The organism is Azoarcus olearius, assembly GCF_001682385.1.
GTDB classification, from domain to species: domain Bacteria; phylum Pseudomonadota; class Gammaproteobacteria; order Burkholderiales; family Rhodocyclaceae; genus Azoarcus; species Azoarcus olearius.
On record NZ_CP016210.1, the window covers coordinates 3,170,969 to 3,187,648 of the forward strand.

A 16,680-nucleotide genomic window follows, 5' to 3' on the forward strand; every position below is an offset into this window, starting at 1 on the left:
GACATGAAGTGCCCCTTCTGCGACGACCCCAACACCCAGGTCACCGACACCCGTGAGAACGAGGACGGTGACGTGGTGCGTCGCCGCCGCCGCTGCATGAAGTGCGACAAGCGCTTCACCACCTACGAGCGGGTCGACCTGAAGATGCCGCACATCGTCAAACGCAACGGCAACCGCAGCGAATTCGACCACAGCAAGCTGGTTGGCAGCATGTCCCTCGCGCTGCGCAAGCGCCCGGTCACCACCGAAGCGCTGGAAGCCGCGGTGGACCGCATCGAGGCCAAGCTGCTGTCGCTCGGCGAAAACGAAGTGGCCAGCGAGAAGGTCGGCGAGCTGGTCATGAAGGAGCTGAAGAAGCTCGACAAGGTGGCCTACATCCGCTTCGCTTCGGTCTATCGCAACTTCGCCGACGTGGACGAATTCTCCGAACTCGTGCGCGAAGTACAGACACGGCCCAAGCGCGGCCGGCCTGCCAATCCCCAGCCCTCCGGCCCTGAACATGACCTTTTCGGCGGCTGACCACGCCGCCATGGCGCGCGCGCTCGCGCTCGCTGCCAACGGCCTCTGTACCACCACCCCCAATCCGCGCGTCGGCTGTGTGCTGGTACGCGACGGTGAGATCGTCGGCGAAGGCTGGCATCAGCGCGCCGGCGAAGCCCATGCCGAGGTCCATGCCCTGCGCGCCGCCGGCGAGCGTGCGGCAGGCGCCACGGCCTACGTCACGCTCGAACCCTGCTCCCACTTCGGCCGCACCCCGCCGTGCTGCGAGGCGCTGGTCGCAGCCGGCGTCCGCCGCGTCGTCGCGGCCATGGAAGACCCCAACCCGCTGGTCGCCGGCAGCGGCCTCGCGCGACTGCGCGCAGCCGGCATCGACACCGCCCACGGCCTGCTCGAAAGCGAGGCGCGCGAACTCAACATCGGCTTCATCTCGCGCATGACCCGCGGTCGTCCCTGGGTGCGGCTGAAAGCGGCGGCGACGCTCGACGGCAAGACCGCACTCGCCAATGGGGTCAGCCAGTGGATTACCGGAGAAGCCGCGCGCAGCGACGGCCATCGCTGGCGCGCGCGCGCCTGCGCCATCCTGACCGGGATCGGCACCGTACGCGAAGACGATCCCCAACTCACGGTGCGCGGGGTTCCGTGCGAACGCCAGCCGCTACGCGTCGTGGTGGATGCACGGCTCGAGATCGGGCGCGAAGCGCGCATCCTGCAGGGCGCGCCCGTCCTCATTGCCACGGCCATCGAAGAAGGCGAGCGCGCGGCGGAACTGCGCGCCGCCGGCCACGAAGTGCTGTCGCTCGCCAACGAGGCAGGCAAGGTTGCGCTGCCCGCACTGCTGCAGGCGCTGGCAGCACGCGGCATCAACGAACTGCACGTCGAGGCCGGCTTCAAACTCAACGGCTCGTTGCTGCGCGAAGGGTGCGTGGACGAACTGTTGCTGTATATGGCGCCGATGCTGGTCGGGGACAGTGCGCAGGGCATGTTCAACCTGAGCGCACTGACTTCGCTGGATCAGGCCCTGCGGCTCGACGTCCGGGATATGCGCCGGATCGGCGAAGACTTCCGCGTCCTAGCCCGCCTGCGCGCTTAGGCCGGCACCCCGGTCAGCGCTGCCCGCACACCGCGCAAGCGGCATCCTGCCCGAGCGACACGCTGCGCCACTCCATCGCCAGGCCATCGAGCAGCAGCAAGCGACCATTCAAGGTCTCCCCGCAGCCTGCGAGCAGCTTCAGCGCCTCCGCCGCCTGGGTGGCGCCGATGATGCCGGTGAGCGGCGCAAACACCCCCATCACCGCACAGCGCACTTCCTCCACGTCCTCACCCTCGGGAAACAGGCAGTGGTAGCACGGACTGCCGGGCTTGCGCAGATCGAACACCGATACCTGTCCGTCGAAGCGGATCGCGGCGCCGGACACCAGCGGCTTGCGATGCTTCACGCAGGCGCGGTTGATTGCATGCCGGGTGACAAAGTTGTCAGAACAGTCGAGGACGACGTCCGCGAGCGCCACCTGCTCGTCGAGTGCAGCGCCCTCCAGGCGCTGGGCGAGTGCCTCCACCCGGGTCAGGGGATTGAGGCGCGCCAGCGTGTCCCGCCCCGATTCCACCTTCGGCCTCCCAATCCCGGTTTCGCTGTGCAGGATCTGGCGCTGCAGGTTGGTCAGGTCCACCGTGTCGCCATCGGCCAGCACCAGGGTGCCGACGCCGGCGGCCGCCAGATACATCGCGGCGGGCGACCCCAGCCCGCCCGCCCCCACGACCAGCACCCGCGCCGCCAGGATCGCCTCCTGCCCTTCCACCCCGATCTCCGGCAGCAGGATGTGGCGGCTGTAGCGCAGCAACTGGTCGTCGTTCATGGCAAGGTCCGGAAAGCGGCGGCACGCAGGGCGGGCCGGAGGATGGCGAAAAGCGGTGGAATGCTCAGCCGCGCGATGGGCACGGCTGCAAAGGGGTCAGCGGTACTCGCGCAGTTCGGGCGGAGCGTCGTCATGGTCACCGTGCGGATGGTGGCTCCACGCCTGCACATAGACCGCGTTCGACTGCTTGAGCAGGCGCTCGGGCGACAGCAGGTTGTGACGCTGCGTCTCTTCACAGAAATACACCAGGGCGCGGGTGAGACGCGAATACAGGCTGCCGTCCAGCACGAAGCCGGCATTGGCGAGCGCGGTTTCCAGCATCTCCAGACTGTGCTCGAGCACCGAGTACCGCACCCTCAGCGCGGGGCGCGGCGGCAACGGTTCGACTTCGACGCCCGCCACTGCCGCCAGCGCGCGCCGCGCCTGCTCGACCTGGCCCGGGGGCAGCTTCTTGAAGCGGATTTCCCGACACTTGTAGATGCCTGCATTCGCCCCGGCCACCGGGGGATGATCGTGATGCCTGCCCGCCAGGCGGTATGCCGTTTCAGGACGCATGACGACCTCCCCCGAATGTCTTATTTCTTATTCTGGACGATCTGCAGTCCCTTGAGCAGGTTGATCGCCTGCGCGAGCTGGTTGTCGTCCTTGCCCGCGATCTCGAAGCGCGGCTGCGCCTCGTCGTCGTCCTCGCCCGGCTTGTGCTCGCCGTTCTTGGTGGCCTGCAGCTTGCGCTCGGCCTCCGGGTCGCGGTCGTTGCCGAGGTGGCCCTGGAGGTCCGCCTCGCGCACGCGGCGCGCAGAACCGTTGGCGCCTTCCTCGACCACGATGTCGGGCTCGATACCCTTGGCCTGGATGGAGCGGCCACTGGGCGTGTAGTAGCGTGCGGTGGTCAGCTTGATCGCGGTGTTGCTGTTGAGCGGCAGGATGGTCTGCACCGACCCCTTGCCGAAAGTCTGGGTGCCCATCACGACGGCGCGCTTGTGATCCTGCAGCGCGCCGGCAACGATCTCCGACGCGGACGCCGAACCACCGTTGACCAGCACCACCATCGGCACGTCCTTGATGCCGCGCGGCAGCGCCTTCAGGTAGTCGTCACGCGAGCCGCGGAGATAGTCCTCCGGGGTGGCGCGGTACTGGCGCTTGGCATCCTCGGTACGGCCGTCGGTAGAGACCACCTGGGCCTCCGGCGGCAGGAAGGCCGCCGCCACGCCGACCGCGCCATTCAACAACCCGCCCGGATCGTTGCGCAGGTCGAGCACCAGCCCCTTGAGCTGCCCTTCCTTGCTCAGCTTGTCGAGGTGCTGCACCAGCGAGGCCCCGGTGTTTTCCTGGAACTGGGCGACCCGCACATAACCATAGCCGGGTTCGATGACCTTGGACTTGACGCTCTGCACCTTGATGACTTCGCGCGTCAGCGTCAGCACGATGGGACGCGACTCGCCCTTGCGCATGATGGTGAGGGTGATGTCGGTCTTGGGCTTGCCGCGCATGCGCTTGACGGCGTCGTTGAGGTTCATGCCCTTTACCGGCGTGTCGTCGAGCTTGACGATCAGGTCGCCCGCCTTGACTCCGGCGCGGTAAGCCGGCGTGTCCTCGATCGGCGACACCACCTTGACGAAGCCGTCCTCCATGCCGACCTCGATGCCGAGGCCGCCAAACTCGCCCTGGGTGCCGACCTGCAGGTCCTTGAAGGCTTCGGCATCGAGATAGGCGGAATGCGGATCGAGCCCGCTGAGCATGCCGCTGATCGCGTGAGTGACGAGTTTCTTGTCCTCGACCGGCTCGACATAGCCCTGCTTGATGGCGTTGAAGACGTCTGCGAAGGCGCGCAATTCCTCCACGGGCAGCGGCGCGAGCGCGGCCTTGTCGGCATTGGCCGAGAAATTGAGACTGATCATCACGCCGGCCACGACGCCAGTCATGACGAGGCCGAACTGTTTCAGCTTGCTGCCCATGAAAACTCCAACGGAGAAAATACGTTCGCGGCGTCCCGGCGGGGCCGGTCTGCCGCACTTGCTAGTTCAAGCGCACCCACTGCAGGGGATCGACCGGCCGCCCCTGGTGGCGAATCTCGAAATACAGTCCGGCCTCCGGACCGCCTCCGCTCGCGCCGACGCTGGCCAACGCCTCGCCGCCGGCAACAGTATCGCCAACGACCTTCAGCAAGGCATCGTTGTTGCCGTACACCGAGAGGTAGTCGCCGCCGTGATCGACGATCAACAGATTGCCATAACCGCGCAGCCAATCGGAAAAAACCACCTCGCCAGCCGCCACCGCGCGAACTTCGGTGCCGTTGCCCGCACGGATGAAAACGCCCTTCCAGGTGGTTCCGCCGTCGGCCCTTGGAGCGCCGAAGCGTCCGATCAGTTCGCCTCGCACCGGAAAGCGCAATTGCCCGCGCAGCTGCGAGAACGCGACCCCGGCGGGCGTGGCCGCGGCGTGCTGCCTCACTTCGCCCACTACGGGTTCTGAGCGCCGTCCGCGCGGCGCCTGTGGCGTCGTGCTGCCGCTCGAAGCGCTCTCGCGCGCCCGCGCCGCCGCCGCAGCGGCCGCGGCCTGCCGCTCCGCGGCGAGACGGGCCGCAGCCTGGCGCGCGGCCTGTTCGCGCGCACGCTGCACCAGCGTGTCGATCAGCTTGGAGAGCCGCTGCTCATCCTGCCGGAGCGCGCTGACCTCGCGTTGCTGGTTCTTGAGCTGATCCGAAACCGCCGCCAGCGCTTCCCGCCGCACCTCCTGCAGGGCCGCGAGTTCGCCGTGCCGTGATTGCTGGGTGCGCTCGACGGCCAGCAGGTTCTCGCGCCGCATCGCGATTTCACCCGCGCGGTTTGCCTTCTCGCGCAGGTCGGTGCGCAGGCTTTCGATCAGCCCGAGGCGCGCCTTGCCGAGATGCTCCAGATAGTAGGCGTCGCGCGCGAGCTGGTTGGGGTCGCGGGTGGACAGCAGCGGCGCCACCCCGTCAGCGCCACCGTACATGTAATGCCGGCGCAGCCACTCCGCCAGTTCGCCCTGGCGCGACGCGATGCGCGCCTCGACCTCGCGCTGTTCGGCCTCCAGCAGCGCCAGCTTGCGCTCGGCATCCTGCTTCTGCGCCGCCAGCTCGCGCAGGCTGCGCTGAACCCGCGACACCTCGCGCTCGGCCTCGGCAAGCGCGTTGGCCGAGGCCGAACGCGAGGCCTCGGTCTGGCTCATTTCCTTCTGCAGATCGCGAATCTTGCGCTTGAGGTCGTCGAGGTCGGAGCGACGCTCGGCGATGTCGGACGCCGGTTCGTTGGCCCGCACGGGCTGCTGGGGCGACGCCACCACCAGCAGCGCCGCCAGGCCGAGCGCGGCGGAGCGCCGCAGGTGCAACATGGGAGGAAGGTTCCGGTCCGCGTCAGCCCTTTGCCTTGCCCTGCCCGGCCACGGCGGCCTGAGCCGCGCGGATGGTGTCCTCGTCGGCGAGGTAGTAGCTCTTGACCGGCTTGAGGTTCACATCAAGTTCATAGACCAGCGGCTGCGCCGTGGGAATATTGAGCCCGACGATGTCGCCGTCGGAAATGCCATCGAGGTACTTGATGAGGGCGCGCAGGCTGTTGCCGTGCGCCGCGATCAGGATCCGGCGGCCGGAGAGGATCTGCGGCACGATCACGGTTTCCCAGTACGGCACGACGCGAGCCACGGTGTCGGCCAGGCATTCGGTGCGCGGGAAGCGCGCGCGCGGCAGCGAACCGTAGCGCGGATCGTCATAGTTCAGACGCTCGTCGCCTTCTTCCAGCGCCGGCGGCGGGATGTCGTAGGAACGGCGCCACACCAGCACCTGGTCGTCGCCGAACTTGGCTGCCGTCTCGGCCTTGTTCAGGCCCTGCAGCGCGCCGTAGTGACGTTCGTTCAGGCGCCACGAATGCTCGACCGGCAGCCACAGCGCGTCGAGTTCCTCGAGCACGATGTTCAGCGTCTTGTTGGCGCGCTTGAGCACCGACGTGAAGGCGAGATCGAAGCTGTAGCCTTCGCGCTTGAGCAACTGGCCCGCCGCGCGGGCCTCGCCCACCCCGAGTTCGGTGAGGTCGACGTCGGTCCAGCCGGTGAAGCGGTTTTCCTTGTTCCAGGTGGATTCACCGTGGCGAAGCAGGACGATCTTGTACATGGGAAATCGGATCCGGTTGAATGATGAACGAAGGCCTGGGCACAGCACGCTGCCGCGCGCATGGCAAAATCATGCGCCTGCCCAAGGCGAGCAAGAGACAGGGCCGATATTTTATACTAACGACTTTCGCTCTCCGGGCCTTCCCGTGAACAAAGACAACATCCTCACGCTGATCGACAAGCATGAGCACATCGAAACCGCGGCGCGCGCGCTGAAGGCCATCGCACACCCGCTGCGGCTTAAGATCCTGTGCGTGCTCGGCGAAGGCGAAGCCTGCGTGCAGGATATCGTCGAGGCGGTGGGCACCTCGCAGAGCAATATCTCCCAGCATCTGGCCATCCTTCGCGACAAGGGCGTGCTGCAGACCCGCAAGGACGCCAACCGCGTTTATTACCGCGTGGGCGACCAGCGCACGCTGCAGCTCATCGTGCTGATGCGCGAAGTCTTCTGCGGCGTCGCGCCCGGCATCGACTGAACGCGCCCATCGATCAACCCAACCGGAGCTTTTCCTTGGAATTCCTGCAACAGAACTGGCACTGGGCCGCGCTTGCCGCCGCAAGCGGCGCCTGGCTGCTGGTGGACCTCGTCCGCAACAAGGGTGACCGCACCCAGATCTCCCCGGTAGAAGCCACGCTGCTGATCAATCGCGAGGACGCGGTGGTGGTCGACGTGCGCGACGAGGCCGAATTTACCCGCGGCCACATCCCCAATGCGCGCCACCTGCCGCTGAACGACCTCACCCGGCGCAGCGCGGAACTCGAAAAGTTCAAGGGCCGTCCCATCATTCTGTATTGCGCCAGCGGCAGCCGCTCCGCCAGCGCCCTTGCCCAACTGAAGAAGGCCGGCTTCGACAAGCTCCATAATCTGCGCGGCGGCATGATGGAGTGGGAAAAGGCCGGCCAGCCGATTACCAGGAAGAAGAAATGAGCACCTCGTCCATCCGCATGTACGCGACGGCCGTCTGTCCCTACTGCGTTCGCGCCGAACAGTTGCTGCGCCGCAAGGGCGTCACCGCGATCGACAAGATCCGCATCGACCTCGATCCGGCGCGCCGCGATGAGATGATGGAGCTGACCGGCCGCCGCACGGTGCCGCAGATTTTCATCGGCGATCTCCACGTCGGCGGATGCGACGACCTTTACGAGCTGGACCGCAGCGGCGGCCTTGACCCGCTGCTTGCCAAGCTGGCGGGCTGAGTCCCGCCGCCCCACCCCGCAACCTCCACCCGCATTTCCTTAACCCAGCCGTATCCCACAGGCCATCCCATGACCGAAAACGCCCAGCCGATGTTCTCCATCGAAAAGATCTACATCAAGGATCTTTCGCTCGAAGTCCCCAACGCACCGAAGATCTTCCTGGAGCGCGACACGCCGCAGATCAGCGTGCAACTGCGCACCGAGGGCAACACGGTGGACGAAGGCCTGTACGAAGTGACGCTGACCGTGACCGTGTCGGCCACGCTTGGCGAAGACCGCTCGGTGTTCCTGGTCGAGGTTGCCCAGGCGGGCGTGTTCCAGATCCGCAACGTGCCGCCCGCCGAACTCGAGCCGGTGATGATGATCGGCTGCCCCAACATCCTGTTCCCGTACGCCCGCGAAGCCGTTTCCGCGGCGGTCAGCCGTGCCGGCTTCCAGCCGATCGTGCTCGCGCCGGTAAACTTCGAAGCGCTCTACCAGCAACAACAAGCTGCCAAGGAAGGCGGCGACGTCGCCATCCAGTAAGCCCATGCTCACGTCCAGTCTTCGCCTTGCCCTCTCGATCGCGCTCGCCGGCGCGTGCGGGGCCGCCCACGCGATCGAGTATCGCTCGGTCGCCGAGCCCGCAATCCTCTACGACACGCCGTCCGACAAGGGCCACAAGCTCTACGTGATCGGTGCGGGCACGCCGGTGGAGGTCGTGGTGTCGCTGGACAAATGGGTCAAGGTCCGCGACCCCGGCGGCGCCCTCACCTGGATCGAACGGCGCGCCCTCGCCGAGCGGCGCACCGTCATCGTCACCGCGGCGCGGGCCGCTGTCCGCCAGCAACCGGCGGGCGACGCGCCGGTCGTGTTCGAAGCAGCGAAGGACGTCGTGCTCGAACACGCGGCTGCCCCGGCCGACGGCTGGGTCAGGGTCCGCCACCCCGATGGCGCCAGCGGTTTCGTGCGCGTCACCGAGGTCTGGGGCCTTTGAAGCGGCTGAAGATCGCGGTCCTTGGCGCCGGCGCCTGGGGCACGGCACTCGCCCAGGCCTTCGCCGATACGCACGAGGTGGTGCTGTGGGGGCGTGACGAGGCGCATATCGACGCCACCCGGCATGCGGCGGAAAACACCCGCTACCTGCCCGGTGTCGCGCTGCATCCGCAACTCGCCCTCACCGCCGAATTGCCCGCGGCGGCGCTCGGTGCCGACCTACACCTGGTGGTCACGCCGCTGGCCGGCCTGCGCGACACGCTGCGGCTGCTCAACGACATCCAGCCGGATACCCCGGTCATCTGGGCCTGCAAGGGCCTCGAAGCGGGCAGCGGCAAGCTCCCGCACGAAATCGTCGCCGACGAGCTGGGCGCCACGCCCTGCGGCGTCCTCACCGGTCCGAGTTTCGCAGCCGAAGTGGCCCGTGGCCTGCCGGCCGCGATCACGCTTGCCGCCAGCGACGTCGAGTTCGCGCGCCACTGGGTGCATGCGCTGCACCGTCCGCGCCTGCGGCTGTACGCCAACGCCGACGTGGTCGGATGCGAAATCGGCGGTGCGCTCAAGAATGTCATGGCGATTGCTGCCGGCGTTTCGGACGGCATGGGCTTCGGCCTCAACGCACGCGCGGCCCTGATCACCCGCGGCCTGGCGGAAATCGCCCGTCTCGCCACCGCCATGGGCGGACACGCCGAGACCCTGATGGGACTGGCCGGCATGGGCGACCTGATCCTCACCTGCACCGGCGACCTCTCACGCAACCGGCGGGTGGGTTTGGCACTGGCCGCCGGAAACACGCTGTCCGACATCCTGCGCGACCTCGGTCATGTCGCCGAAGGCGTCTCCACCGCGCACGAGGCTGTCCGTCTCGCCCGCCGCCACGGTGTGGAAATGCCGATCTGCGAAGCCGTGGATGCGCTGCTGCATGGCGGCCTGGCCGCGCGCGACGCGGTCGAGCGCCTGCTCGCACGCGACCCCAAGCGGGAATAAGCGCGCGCCCCCTTCAGAGTTCGACGGGCAGGCTTTGCGGCCCGTCGCCTGCGCCGACGAAGTCCTGCTGCCGCCACGCTTCGAACACCATCACCGCCACTGCGTTAGACAGGTTCATGCTGCGGTTGGACGGAACCATCGGCAGTCGCAGGCGCTGCTCGGGCGGCAGGCTTTCGCGCAGTTCCGGCGGCAGCCCGCGGCTCTCGGGACCGAACAGGAAAGCGTCACCCGGCCGGAAATCCACCGTGTCGTGGCGGCGCTGCGCGCGCGTGGTCAGTGCAAAGACGCGACGCTCGCCGAGGAAGGCGCGGCACGCCGGCCAGTCCGCGTGCACGGTCACGCGGGCGAGGTCGTGGTAGTCCAGCCCGGCGCGGGCGAGCGCCTTGTCGGTCAGCACAAAACCGAGCGGCTCCACCAGGTGAAGGTGGCATCCGGTATTGGCCGCCAGGCGGATGATGTTGCCGGTGTTCGGCGGAATTTCGGGTTCGAACAGGATGATGTGGAACATGGCGCGCTGTCGTGCTTCCGCGGCGCGGAAAGCGCGCACTGTAGCTCAGCCCGGCGGGGGTGTGCGGGCGATGACGAGATTGTCGACCCGCTCCGCACCCCGCCGCTTGAGAATGCGCGCCGCTTCGCTCAGCGTGGCGCCGGTGGTCATCACGTCGTCGAGCACCAGCACGCACCGTCCGCGCAGGTCGGTCGCAGAATCGAATGCGCCACGCACGTTGCGCTGCCGCTCCTCACGGCTCAGCCCCGACTGCGTGGGAATGTTCCGCACCCGTTTGAGTGCCGACAGTTCCAGCCCCACGCCGAGCGCCCGCGCCAGCGGCCGTGCGATCTCCACCGACTGATTGAAACCCCGCTCGGCCAGCCGGGCCGGATGCAGCGGCATCGGTAGCACCATGTCGATATCCGGCGGCAAACCCCGCCGCAACGCCACCGCCGCGAAGTAGTCCGCCAACCCGAGGCGGTGCCGGTACTTGAGAGCGTGCACCATCCGATCGACTGGAAACGCGAACGCGAACAGCGCCACCGTCGAATCGAACGCGGGCGGGTGCTGAAGACACTCGCCGCAGCGCCCTCCACTAGCGACCGGCACCGCGCAGCACGGGCAGGCCTGCGCGGGCGCGCCGGGCAGTTCGGCCTCGCATGCCGTGCAGATGGCCCGCCCGGCAGCGGGCGCCCCGCACAGGAAGCAGTCCTGCGGGATCAGCGCATCGACGACGAAATCCAGCAGCCGCAACAAGGTCTTGGGTTGATTTGACAAGCTTTCGAGCGATGAATGAACATGTCGGGCTTCGCATTAGAGTCCGGAAACCGAGTTATGACAACGACCTTGACCGCCCCCACCCCCGCCGCCGCGGAGGCGCCCCGCAAGAAATGGACGGTGGCCGAGGTGCAGGCGCTGTTCGACCTGCCCTTCCTCGACTTGGTGTTCCAGGCCCAGCAGGTTCACCGCGCGCACTTCGCCGCCAACGAGGTGCAGCGCTCCACGTTGCTGTCGATCAAGACGGGTGGCTGCTCGGAAGACTGCGGCTACTGTTCGCAGTCGGCACGCTACGACACCGGCCTGGAACGCGAACGTCTGCTGCCGCTGGACGAGGTGCTCGAGCACGCGCGCGCGGCCAAGGCCAAGGGCTCGTCCCGCTTCTGCATGGGTGCCGCGTGGCGTGGTCCCAAGGACAAGGACATGGCGCCGGTGCTGGAGATGGTGCGCGAAGTCAAGAAGCTGGGGCTGGAAACCTGCGTCACGCTCGGCATGTTGAAGGAGGGACAGGCCGAGCAGCTCGCGGAAGCCGGACTGGACTATTACAACCACAACATCGACACCGCGCCCGAGTTCTACGGCCAGATCGTCACCACCCATACGCTGCAGGACCGCCTCGACACGCTCGACAAGGTCCGCGATGCCGGCATCAACGTGTGCTGCGGCGGCATCGTCGGGATGGGTGAAACCCAGACCAGCCGCGCCGGCCTGATCGCCCAGCTGGCCAACATGACCCCGCCGCCCGACTCGGTGCCGATCAACAACCTGGTCGCGATCCCCGGCACGCCGCTCGCCGACGGCGGCAAGATCGACGGCTTCGACTTCGTCCGCACCATCGCCGCGGCCCGCATCACCATGCCCACCAGCTACGTGCGGCTCTCCGCCGGGCGCCAGCAGATGAGCGACGAGATGCAGGCGCTGTGCTTCATGGCCGGCGCCAACTCGATCTTCTACGGCGAACGCCTGCTGACCACCGACAATCCGGAATCCGACCGCGACGACGTGCTGTTCGCACGCCTCGGCCTGCGTTCGGTGTGATGGCCGCGGCCGACACCGACTTCCACCTCGACCGCGCCCTGCTGCGGCGGCGCTTCGCGGCCGCAGCAGGGCGCTACGACGAGGCCGACGTCCTGGCGCGCGAAATCGCGCGCCGCATGGACGAGCGCCTCGACTACATCCGCCACAGCCCGCGCCGTATCGTCGACCTGGGCTGCGGCACCGGCGCCGACCTGCCGCGCCTGGCTGAACGCTACCCTGACGCCCATCTCGTCGCCGCCGATTTCGCTGCCCCCATGGCCTCGCACGCGCTGCGCCGCCAGGCCGGGACAGTGCGCCCCGGCGGCTTGCTGCGGCGCCTGCTTGGCAGCATGCCGCGCCAAAGCGCACTGGTCGCCGAGGCCGGCGCCCTTCCGTTCGCCCGCGCCAGCGTCGATCTGGTGTGGTCCAACCTGCTGCTGCCCGCGCTCGACGATCCGCTCCCGGTCCTGCAGGAAGCCCACCGCGTACTGGAAGTCGGTGGCATGCTGATGTTCTCCACGCTCGGGCCCGACAGCCTGAAGGAACTGCGCGCCTGCCTGCCCACCGCGGCCGGCGAGCGCGTGCATCGTTTCATCGACATGCATGACATCGGCGATGCGCTGGTGAAGGCCGGGTTTTCCGACCCGGTCATGGATATGGAGATGCTGACCATGACCTACACCCGGCTCGACGACCTGTTCACCGACCTGCGCACCGCCGCTGGGGGCAACGCAAGCACGGCCCGTCCCCGCGGTCTGACCGGGCGGCAGGGCTGGGACGAAGCGCGCGCGGCCTACGAAAGCCTGCGCCGCGACGGCCGCCTGCCCGCCACCTTCGAGGTCATCCAGGGCCACGCGTGGAAAGCGGCACCGAAGACGACCGAGGACGGGCGCAGCATCGTGCGCTTCCAGCCCCGCCCGCCGCGCACCGGAAGCTGAGCGGACAATGACGCTTCGCACCGGTGCGCCGACCTGGCTGTTCGACCTCGACAACACGCTGCACAACGCCAGCCCGCACATCTTTCCGCACATCAACCGCAGCATGACCGCCTACCTGGAGCGCTACCTGGCGCTGACCACCGAGGAGGCGAACCGGCTGCGGATGCACTACTGGCAGCGCTATGGCGCCACGCTGCTCGGCCTCGTCAAGCACCACGGCACCGATCCGCGCCACTTCCTGCGCGAAACGCACCGCTTCGAGCGCCTGCACAAGATGATGGTGTTCGACCGCGCGCTCTCGAACATGCTGCGGCGCCTGCCAGGACGGAAGATCGTGTTCTCCAACGCGCCGCAGGAATACGCCGAGGCCGTGCTGGAACTGATGGGCATCCGCCGCTGCTTCAGCGGCGTGGCCGGCATCGAGCAACTGCACTTCCACCCCAAGCCCGGCATCCGCGCCTACCGCACCCTGCTGCACGACTATCGGCTCGACCCGCGGCGCTGCGTGATGATCGAGGATACGGCGGCAAACCTGCGTACCGCGCGCCGCCTCGGCATGCGTACGGTGCTGGTGGGTCGCGGGCTGGGCAAGCCTGCGTATGTGGACGTGAAGATCGCCTCGATTCTCGACCTGCGCCGCGCCAGCGCGGCCCTGCTAGCCTGAAAGGCCTGACGGGAGCGCCAGCTCCATGAACTCGGCCCCCGCGCCATAGCCCGCCGGCAGGCGCGCGTCCCCACCCCTGCCCCTCGCACTCACGAATCCGCGGCGCGCCCAGAACCCGCGGGCGTCAGCAAGCGCCACCAGACAGATCCGTTCCAGCCCGGACGCGACCGCCCGCGCCCGTACCCGATCGAACAGGCGCGCAGCGATGCCGCCTCCCCGTCCGGCGGGGACCACTGCAAGGTCGTGCAGGAACATCGCACACGCATCGGCGGGAACATCTGACAGGGCCGTGTGCAGCGGCGGCGGCATTGCGCCCCAGGGATGCGAGAACACGTAGCCGAGCGCGCCCTCACCGTCGTCGGCCACCCAGCACGCGGCCGGCGCCAGGCGCAGCTTGGCGCCAAGCACCGCCGCCGACTCCTGGTAGCCGTCACCGTAGGCCAGACGCTGCACCGCAAGCACCGCCGGCAGATCGGTTTCAAGCATCGGCCGGACTCGCACCGGCGATGCCTGCGCCAACCCAGCGCTCAACACCGGCCCTTGAGCCAGCGCGCCGCATCCAGCGCGTAATAGGTCAGGATGCCGTCCGCGCCCGCGCGCTTGAAGGCCAGCAGCGCTTCCAGCGCACACGCCTCTTCGACCAGCCAGCCATTCGCGACCGCGGCCTTGATCATCGCGTACTCACCGCTGACCTGATAGACGTAGGTCGGCACCTGCAACTCGTGCTTCACCCGGCGCACGATGTCGAGGTAGGGCATGCCCGGCTTCACCATGAACATGTCGGCGCCCTCGTCGATGTCGAGCGCCACCTCGCGGATCGCCTCATCGCTGTTGGCCGGATCCATCTGGTATGAGTACTTGTTGCCCTTGCCCAGGTTGGCGGCCGAACCGACCGCGCTCCGGAAAGGCCCGTAGAAACTGCTCGCATACTTCGCGCTGTAGGCGAGGATGCGGGTGTTGATGAAGCCCGCCTCCTCCAGCGCCCCACGGATGGTGCCGATACGGCCGTCCATCATGTCGCTCGGCGAAACGATGTCGGCGCCGGCCGCGGCGTGGGACAGGGACTGCTTGACCAGCGCCTCGACCGTCTCGTCGTTGAGGATGTAGCCGGTTTCGTCGATCAGCCCGTCCTGGCCATGGGTCGTGTAGGGGTCCAGCGCGACGTCGGTGATGACGCCCAATTCCGGAAAGCGGGCCTTCAGCGCACGGATGGCGCGCTGGATGATGCCGTCCTCGCGCCATGCGATCGCCCCGTCGGCGGTCTTGGCGTCCGCGTGCGGCACGCCGAAGAGATCGAGCGCGGGAACGCCCAGTTCCAGCGCCTGCTCCGCCACCCGCAGCAACTCGTCGATGGAGAGACGCTCCACGCCCGGCATGGAAGCGACCGGCTCACGCCCCGCCTTTTCGTGAACGAACACCGGGTAGATCAGATCGTCGGTCGTCAACACGTTCTCGCGCATCAGTCGGCGCGAGAACTCGTCGCGGCGCATCCTGCGCATGCGGGCGGCTGGGAAAGGGCTGGTGGGTCGCATAGATGTCCTGTTTGAGTCGAGGTCCGCCCCGCCCGCCAGCGTTTGCGACCCTGAGGTGCAACCCTGAGGCCGCGCGGGACACATTCCGAAACGCCCGCGGCCGGGAACTTCAAAAATCCAGCACCCTCATAACAGGCAGATGGTGCTGAGCCGTCTCCCGCTTCACCTCCCTGAGCGGGTGCCTTGACCCCCTGTCAAGGCATTTCACCCCCGGCTTCATCCCCTTTGGCCGGGGGTTTTTGTATTTACGCGCCGGCGGGCGCCTCGCCCTCGGCCGCGGCGGGCACAAGCCAGCCGGCGACGACCTTTTCGACCTCTTCCACGCCGGTTTTCTTGAGGCTGGAAAACAGCTGCACGCTGACCTGATCGCCATAGCGGGCGGTCAGTTCGGCCCGCACGGCGAGCAGCGTGGCATTGGCGGGGCCGCGCGAGAGCTTGTCCGACTTGGTCAGCAGCACGTGGATCGGCTTACCCGAGGGCGCAAACCAGTCGATCATCTGGCGGTCGAGGTCGGTCATCGGGTGGCGCGAATCCATCATCAACACCAGCCCGATCAGGCTTTCCCGCGTACGCAGGTAGGTTTCGATCAAACCCTGCCACTGGCGCCGGATCTTCTCCGGCACGGCCGCATAGCCATACCCCGGAAGGTCCACCAGCAAGGCGCCGCAGTTGAGGCGGAAGAAGTTGATCAACTGGGTGCGGCCCGGCGTCTTGGAGACGTAGGCCAGCCTCACGTGCCCGGCAAGGGTGTTGATCGCGCTCGATTTGCCGGCATTGGAACGCCCGGCGAAGGCGATTTCGGCGCCGTTGGGCGGAGGCAGGCCCGACGGCTTGGCGATGGAAATCTCGAATTGTGCGTTGCGGAAAAGCGGCATGGAAAAATACGGCAACAACCCCGACGGGGGCGGGGAAAAACCCTGATCGCGTCGCGCAAATCAAGCTTAGTGTTATAGAATAGCGCGTTTTGAGACATCCATTCACGGCTTTACCGAGGAAATCATGATCAAGCGTTCCCTGCTGCTTTCGCTGCTGCTGGTCGCGGGCGGCCTCCAGGCCCAGGACCAGGCTCCGGACCTCGCCAAGGCGAAACAGACCGCCGAGACGATCTGCGCCGGCTGTCACATGGCCGACGGCAATAGCCAGCTCCCCGCGAACCCCAAGCTGGCGGGCCAGCATCCTGATTACCTCTACAAGCAACTGCACGATTTCAAGGCCTGGAACGGTGGCAAGGCCGCGCGCGACAACGCCGTGATGAGCGCCATGGTGGCCGGCCTCGAAGAAGCCGACATGAAGGCGCTGGCCCAGCACTTCGGAAGCCAGACCCAGAAGCCGGAGCCGGCGAAGAGCCTGGCCACCATCGAACTGGGTCAGAAGATCTGGCGTGCCGGCATCCCGGCCAAGGGCGTGCCCGCCTGTGCGGCCTGCCACGGCCCCGCTGGTGCCGGCCTGCCCGCGCAGTACCCGCGTCTGTCCGGCCAGTTCGCCGAATACACCGAAGCCCAGCTCAAGGGTTTCCGCGATGGCGTCCGTGCCAACGACCCCAACCGCATGATGCGCATGATCGCGCTCAAGATGACCGACCCCGAAATCAAGGCGGTGGCGGACTACGCGGCTGGCCTGCGCTAAA

22 protein-coding genes are annotated in these 16,680 nt (G+C 67.5%); 12 read left to right on the forward strand and 10 right to left on the reverse strand.

Annotation, left to right across the window (positions count from 1 at the left end; all coding sequences use genetic code 11):
- Nucleotides 1-3 precede the first annotated feature (3 nt).
- The gene (gene nrdR, locus dqs_RS14495) at nucleotides 4-519 is read left to right on the forward strand and encodes a transcriptional regulator NrdR (protein ID WP_065340933.1); all 516 of its coding nucleotides are present in this window, start codon (nucleotides 4-6) and stop codon (nucleotides 517-519) included.
- Complete coding sequence (gene ribD, locus dqs_RS14500; protein WP_065340934.1) at nucleotides 500-1,591, forward strand: bifunctional diaminohydroxyphosphoribosylaminopyrimidine deaminase/5-amino-6-(5-phosphoribosylamino)uracil reductase RibD; 1,092 nt, start codon at nucleotides 500-502, stop codon at nucleotides 1,589-1,591. Before nrdR ends, ribD begins: the two co-directional genes overlap by 20 nt.
- A 13-nt stretch (nucleotides 1,592-1,604) precedes the next feature.
- Here ribD and dqs_RS14505 read toward each other — a convergent pair whose 3' ends face one another.
- The 5 genes from dqs_RS14505 to gpmA all read right to left on the reverse strand — a co-directional run bounded on the left by dqs_RS14505 (nucleotide 1,605) and on the right by gpmA (nucleotide 6,477).
- Nucleotides 1,605-2,354: a HesA/MoeB/ThiF family protein gene (locus dqs_RS14505; protein WP_065340935.1), complete on the reverse strand. Its 750-nt coding sequence runs from the start codon at nucleotides 2,352-2,354 to the stop codon at nucleotides 1,605-1,607.
- A gap of 96 nt (nucleotides 2,355-2,450) precedes the next feature.
- Entirely contained in the window at nucleotides 2,451-2,909 is a 459-nt protein-coding gene (locus dqs_RS14510; RefSeq protein WP_065340936.1) for a hypothetical protein, read from the reverse strand.
- A 20-nt stretch (nucleotides 2,910-2,929) separates the two neighbouring features.
- Nucleotides 2,930-4,309: a S41 family peptidase gene (locus tag dqs_RS14515; RefSeq protein ID WP_065340937.1), complete on the reverse strand. Its 1,380-nt coding sequence runs from the start codon at nucleotides 4,307-4,309 to the stop codon at nucleotides 2,930-2,932.
- A gap of 61 nt (nucleotides 4,310-4,370) precedes the next feature.
- The gene (locus tag dqs_RS14520) at nucleotides 4,371-5,705 is read right to left on the reverse strand and encodes a murein hydrolase activator EnvC family protein (RefSeq protein ID WP_011766533.1); all 1,335 of its coding nucleotides are present in this window, start codon (nucleotides 5,703-5,705) and stop codon (nucleotides 4,371-4,373) included.
- A gap of 22 nt (nucleotides 5,706-5,727) precedes the next feature.
- Nucleotides 5,728-6,477, reverse strand: a complete 750-nt coding sequence (gpmA, locus tag dqs_RS14525) for a 2,3-diphosphoglycerate-dependent phosphoglycerate mutase (RefSeq protein ID WP_011766534.1) — start codon at nucleotides 6,475-6,477, stop codon at nucleotides 5,728-5,730.
- 145 nt (nucleotides 6,478-6,622) lie between these two features.
- On the opposite strand from gpmA, the gene dqs_RS14530 reads away from it, so the two are divergent.
- The 6 genes from dqs_RS14530 (at nucleotide 6,623) to dqs_RS14555 (ending at nucleotide 9,635) form a co-directional block, all read left to right on the forward strand.
- Nucleotides 6,623-6,952 carry an ArsR/SmtB family transcription factor gene (locus dqs_RS14530; protein ID WP_041642672.1) on the forward strand — a complete coding sequence of 110 codons (330 nt, stop codon included), beginning with the start codon at nucleotides 6,623-6,625 and terminating at the stop codon, nucleotides 6,950-6,952.
- Between the two features lie 35 nt (nucleotides 6,953-6,987).
- Entirely contained in the window at nucleotides 6,988-7,404 is a 417-nt protein-coding gene (locus dqs_RS14535) for a rhodanese-like domain-containing protein (protein ID WP_065340938.1), read from the forward strand.
- Nucleotides 7,401-7,673 carry a glutaredoxin 3 gene (gene grxC / locus dqs_RS14540; RefSeq protein WP_011766537.1) on the forward strand — a complete coding sequence of 91 codons (273 nt, stop codon included), beginning with the start codon at nucleotides 7,401-7,403 and terminating at the stop codon, nucleotides 7,671-7,673. The genes dqs_RS14535 and grxC overlap by 4 nt, the downstream gene beginning before the upstream one ends.
- A 69-nt stretch (nucleotides 7,674-7,742) precedes the next feature.
- Complete coding sequence (secB, locus tag dqs_RS14545; protein WP_011766538.1) at nucleotides 7,743-8,198, forward strand: protein-export chaperone SecB; 456 nt, start codon at nucleotides 7,743-7,745, stop codon at nucleotides 8,196-8,198.
- Nucleotides 8,199-8,202: 4 nt separating this feature from the next.
- On the forward strand, nucleotides 8,203-8,649 hold the full coding sequence (locus dqs_RS14550; protein ID WP_011766539.1) for an SH3 domain-containing protein: 447 nt from the start codon (nucleotides 8,203-8,205) through the stop codon (nucleotides 8,647-8,649).
- Entirely contained in the window at nucleotides 8,646-9,635 is a 990-nt protein-coding gene (locus dqs_RS14555) for an NAD(P)H-dependent glycerol-3-phosphate dehydrogenase (protein ID WP_065340939.1), read from the forward strand. The genes dqs_RS14550 and dqs_RS14555 overlap by 4 nt, the downstream gene beginning before the upstream one ends.
- Before the next feature lie 13 nt (nucleotides 9,636-9,648).
- On the opposite strand, the gene dqs_RS14560 is transcribed toward dqs_RS14555, so the two are convergent.
- Together dqs_RS14560 and dqs_RS14565 are read right to left on the reverse strand one after the other, a co-directional pair.
- On the reverse strand, nucleotides 9,649-10,143 hold the full coding sequence (locus tag dqs_RS14560) for a tRNA (cytidine(34)-2'-O)-methyltransferase (RefSeq protein WP_065340940.1): 495 nt from the start codon (nucleotides 10,141-10,143) through the stop codon (nucleotides 9,649-9,651).
- 45 nt (nucleotides 10,144-10,188) lie between these two features.
- The gene (locus tag dqs_RS14565; protein WP_335622063.1) at nucleotides 10,189-10,878 is read right to left on the reverse strand and encodes a ComF family protein; all 690 of its coding nucleotides are present in this window, start codon (nucleotides 10,876-10,878) and stop codon (nucleotides 10,189-10,191) included.
- Nucleotides 10,879-10,959: 81 nt separating this feature from the next.
- Between dqs_RS14565 and bioB the strand changes: the two genes are divergently transcribed.
- From bioB to dqs_RS14580, 3 genes are read left to right on the forward strand one after another with little or no spacing between them, the layout of a single operon-like run.
- The gene (gene bioB, locus dqs_RS14570; protein ID WP_065340942.1) at nucleotides 10,960-11,940 is read left to right on the forward strand and encodes a biotin synthase BioB; all 981 of its coding nucleotides are present in this window, start codon (nucleotides 10,960-10,962) and stop codon (nucleotides 11,938-11,940) included.
- Nucleotides 11,940-12,857, forward strand: a complete 918-nt coding sequence (locus tag dqs_RS14575) for a methyltransferase domain-containing protein (protein ID WP_065340943.1) — start codon at nucleotides 11,940-11,942, stop codon at nucleotides 12,855-12,857. The genes bioB and dqs_RS14575 overlap by 1 nt, the downstream gene beginning before the upstream one ends.
- Before the next feature lie 7 nt (nucleotides 12,858-12,864).
- Nucleotides 12,865-13,521: a pyrimidine 5'-nucleotidase gene (locus dqs_RS14580; protein WP_065340944.1), complete on the forward strand. Its 657-nt coding sequence runs from the start codon at nucleotides 12,865-12,867 to the stop codon at nucleotides 13,519-13,521.
- Here dqs_RS14580 and dqs_RS14585 read toward each other — a convergent pair.
- The 3 genes from dqs_RS14585 to yihA form a co-directional block, all read right to left on the reverse strand.
- Nucleotides 13,513-14,007 (reverse strand): GNAT family N-acetyltransferase, encoded by a 495-nt coding sequence (locus tag dqs_RS14585; RefSeq protein WP_065340945.1) that lies wholly within the window; start codon nucleotides 14,005-14,007, stop codon nucleotides 13,513-13,515. The genes dqs_RS14580 and dqs_RS14585 overlap by 9 nt on opposite strands.
- A gap of 41 nt (nucleotides 14,008-14,048) precedes the next feature.
- A complete protein-coding gene (gene hemB, locus dqs_RS14590) occupies nucleotides 14,049-15,053 on the reverse strand; it encodes a porphobilinogen synthase (RefSeq protein ID WP_011766547.1) in 1,005 nt (334 codons plus the stop codon).
- A gap of 245 nt (nucleotides 15,054-15,298) precedes the next feature.
- Nucleotides 15,299-15,928: a ribosome biogenesis GTP-binding protein YihA/YsxC gene (gene yihA / locus dqs_RS14595; RefSeq protein WP_011766548.1), complete on the reverse strand. Its 630-nt coding sequence runs from the start codon at nucleotides 15,926-15,928 to the stop codon at nucleotides 15,299-15,301.
- A 124-nt stretch (nucleotides 15,929-16,052) separates the two neighbouring features.
- Here yihA and dqs_RS14600 point away from each other — a divergent pair, with 124 nt between their 5' ends.
- Nucleotides 16,053-16,679, forward strand: coding sequence for a c-type cytochrome (locus dqs_RS14600; protein ID WP_011766549.1), 627 nt, complete (start codon nucleotides 16,053-16,055; stop codon nucleotides 16,677-16,679).
- Nucleotide 16,680: the final 1 nt, after the last annotated feature.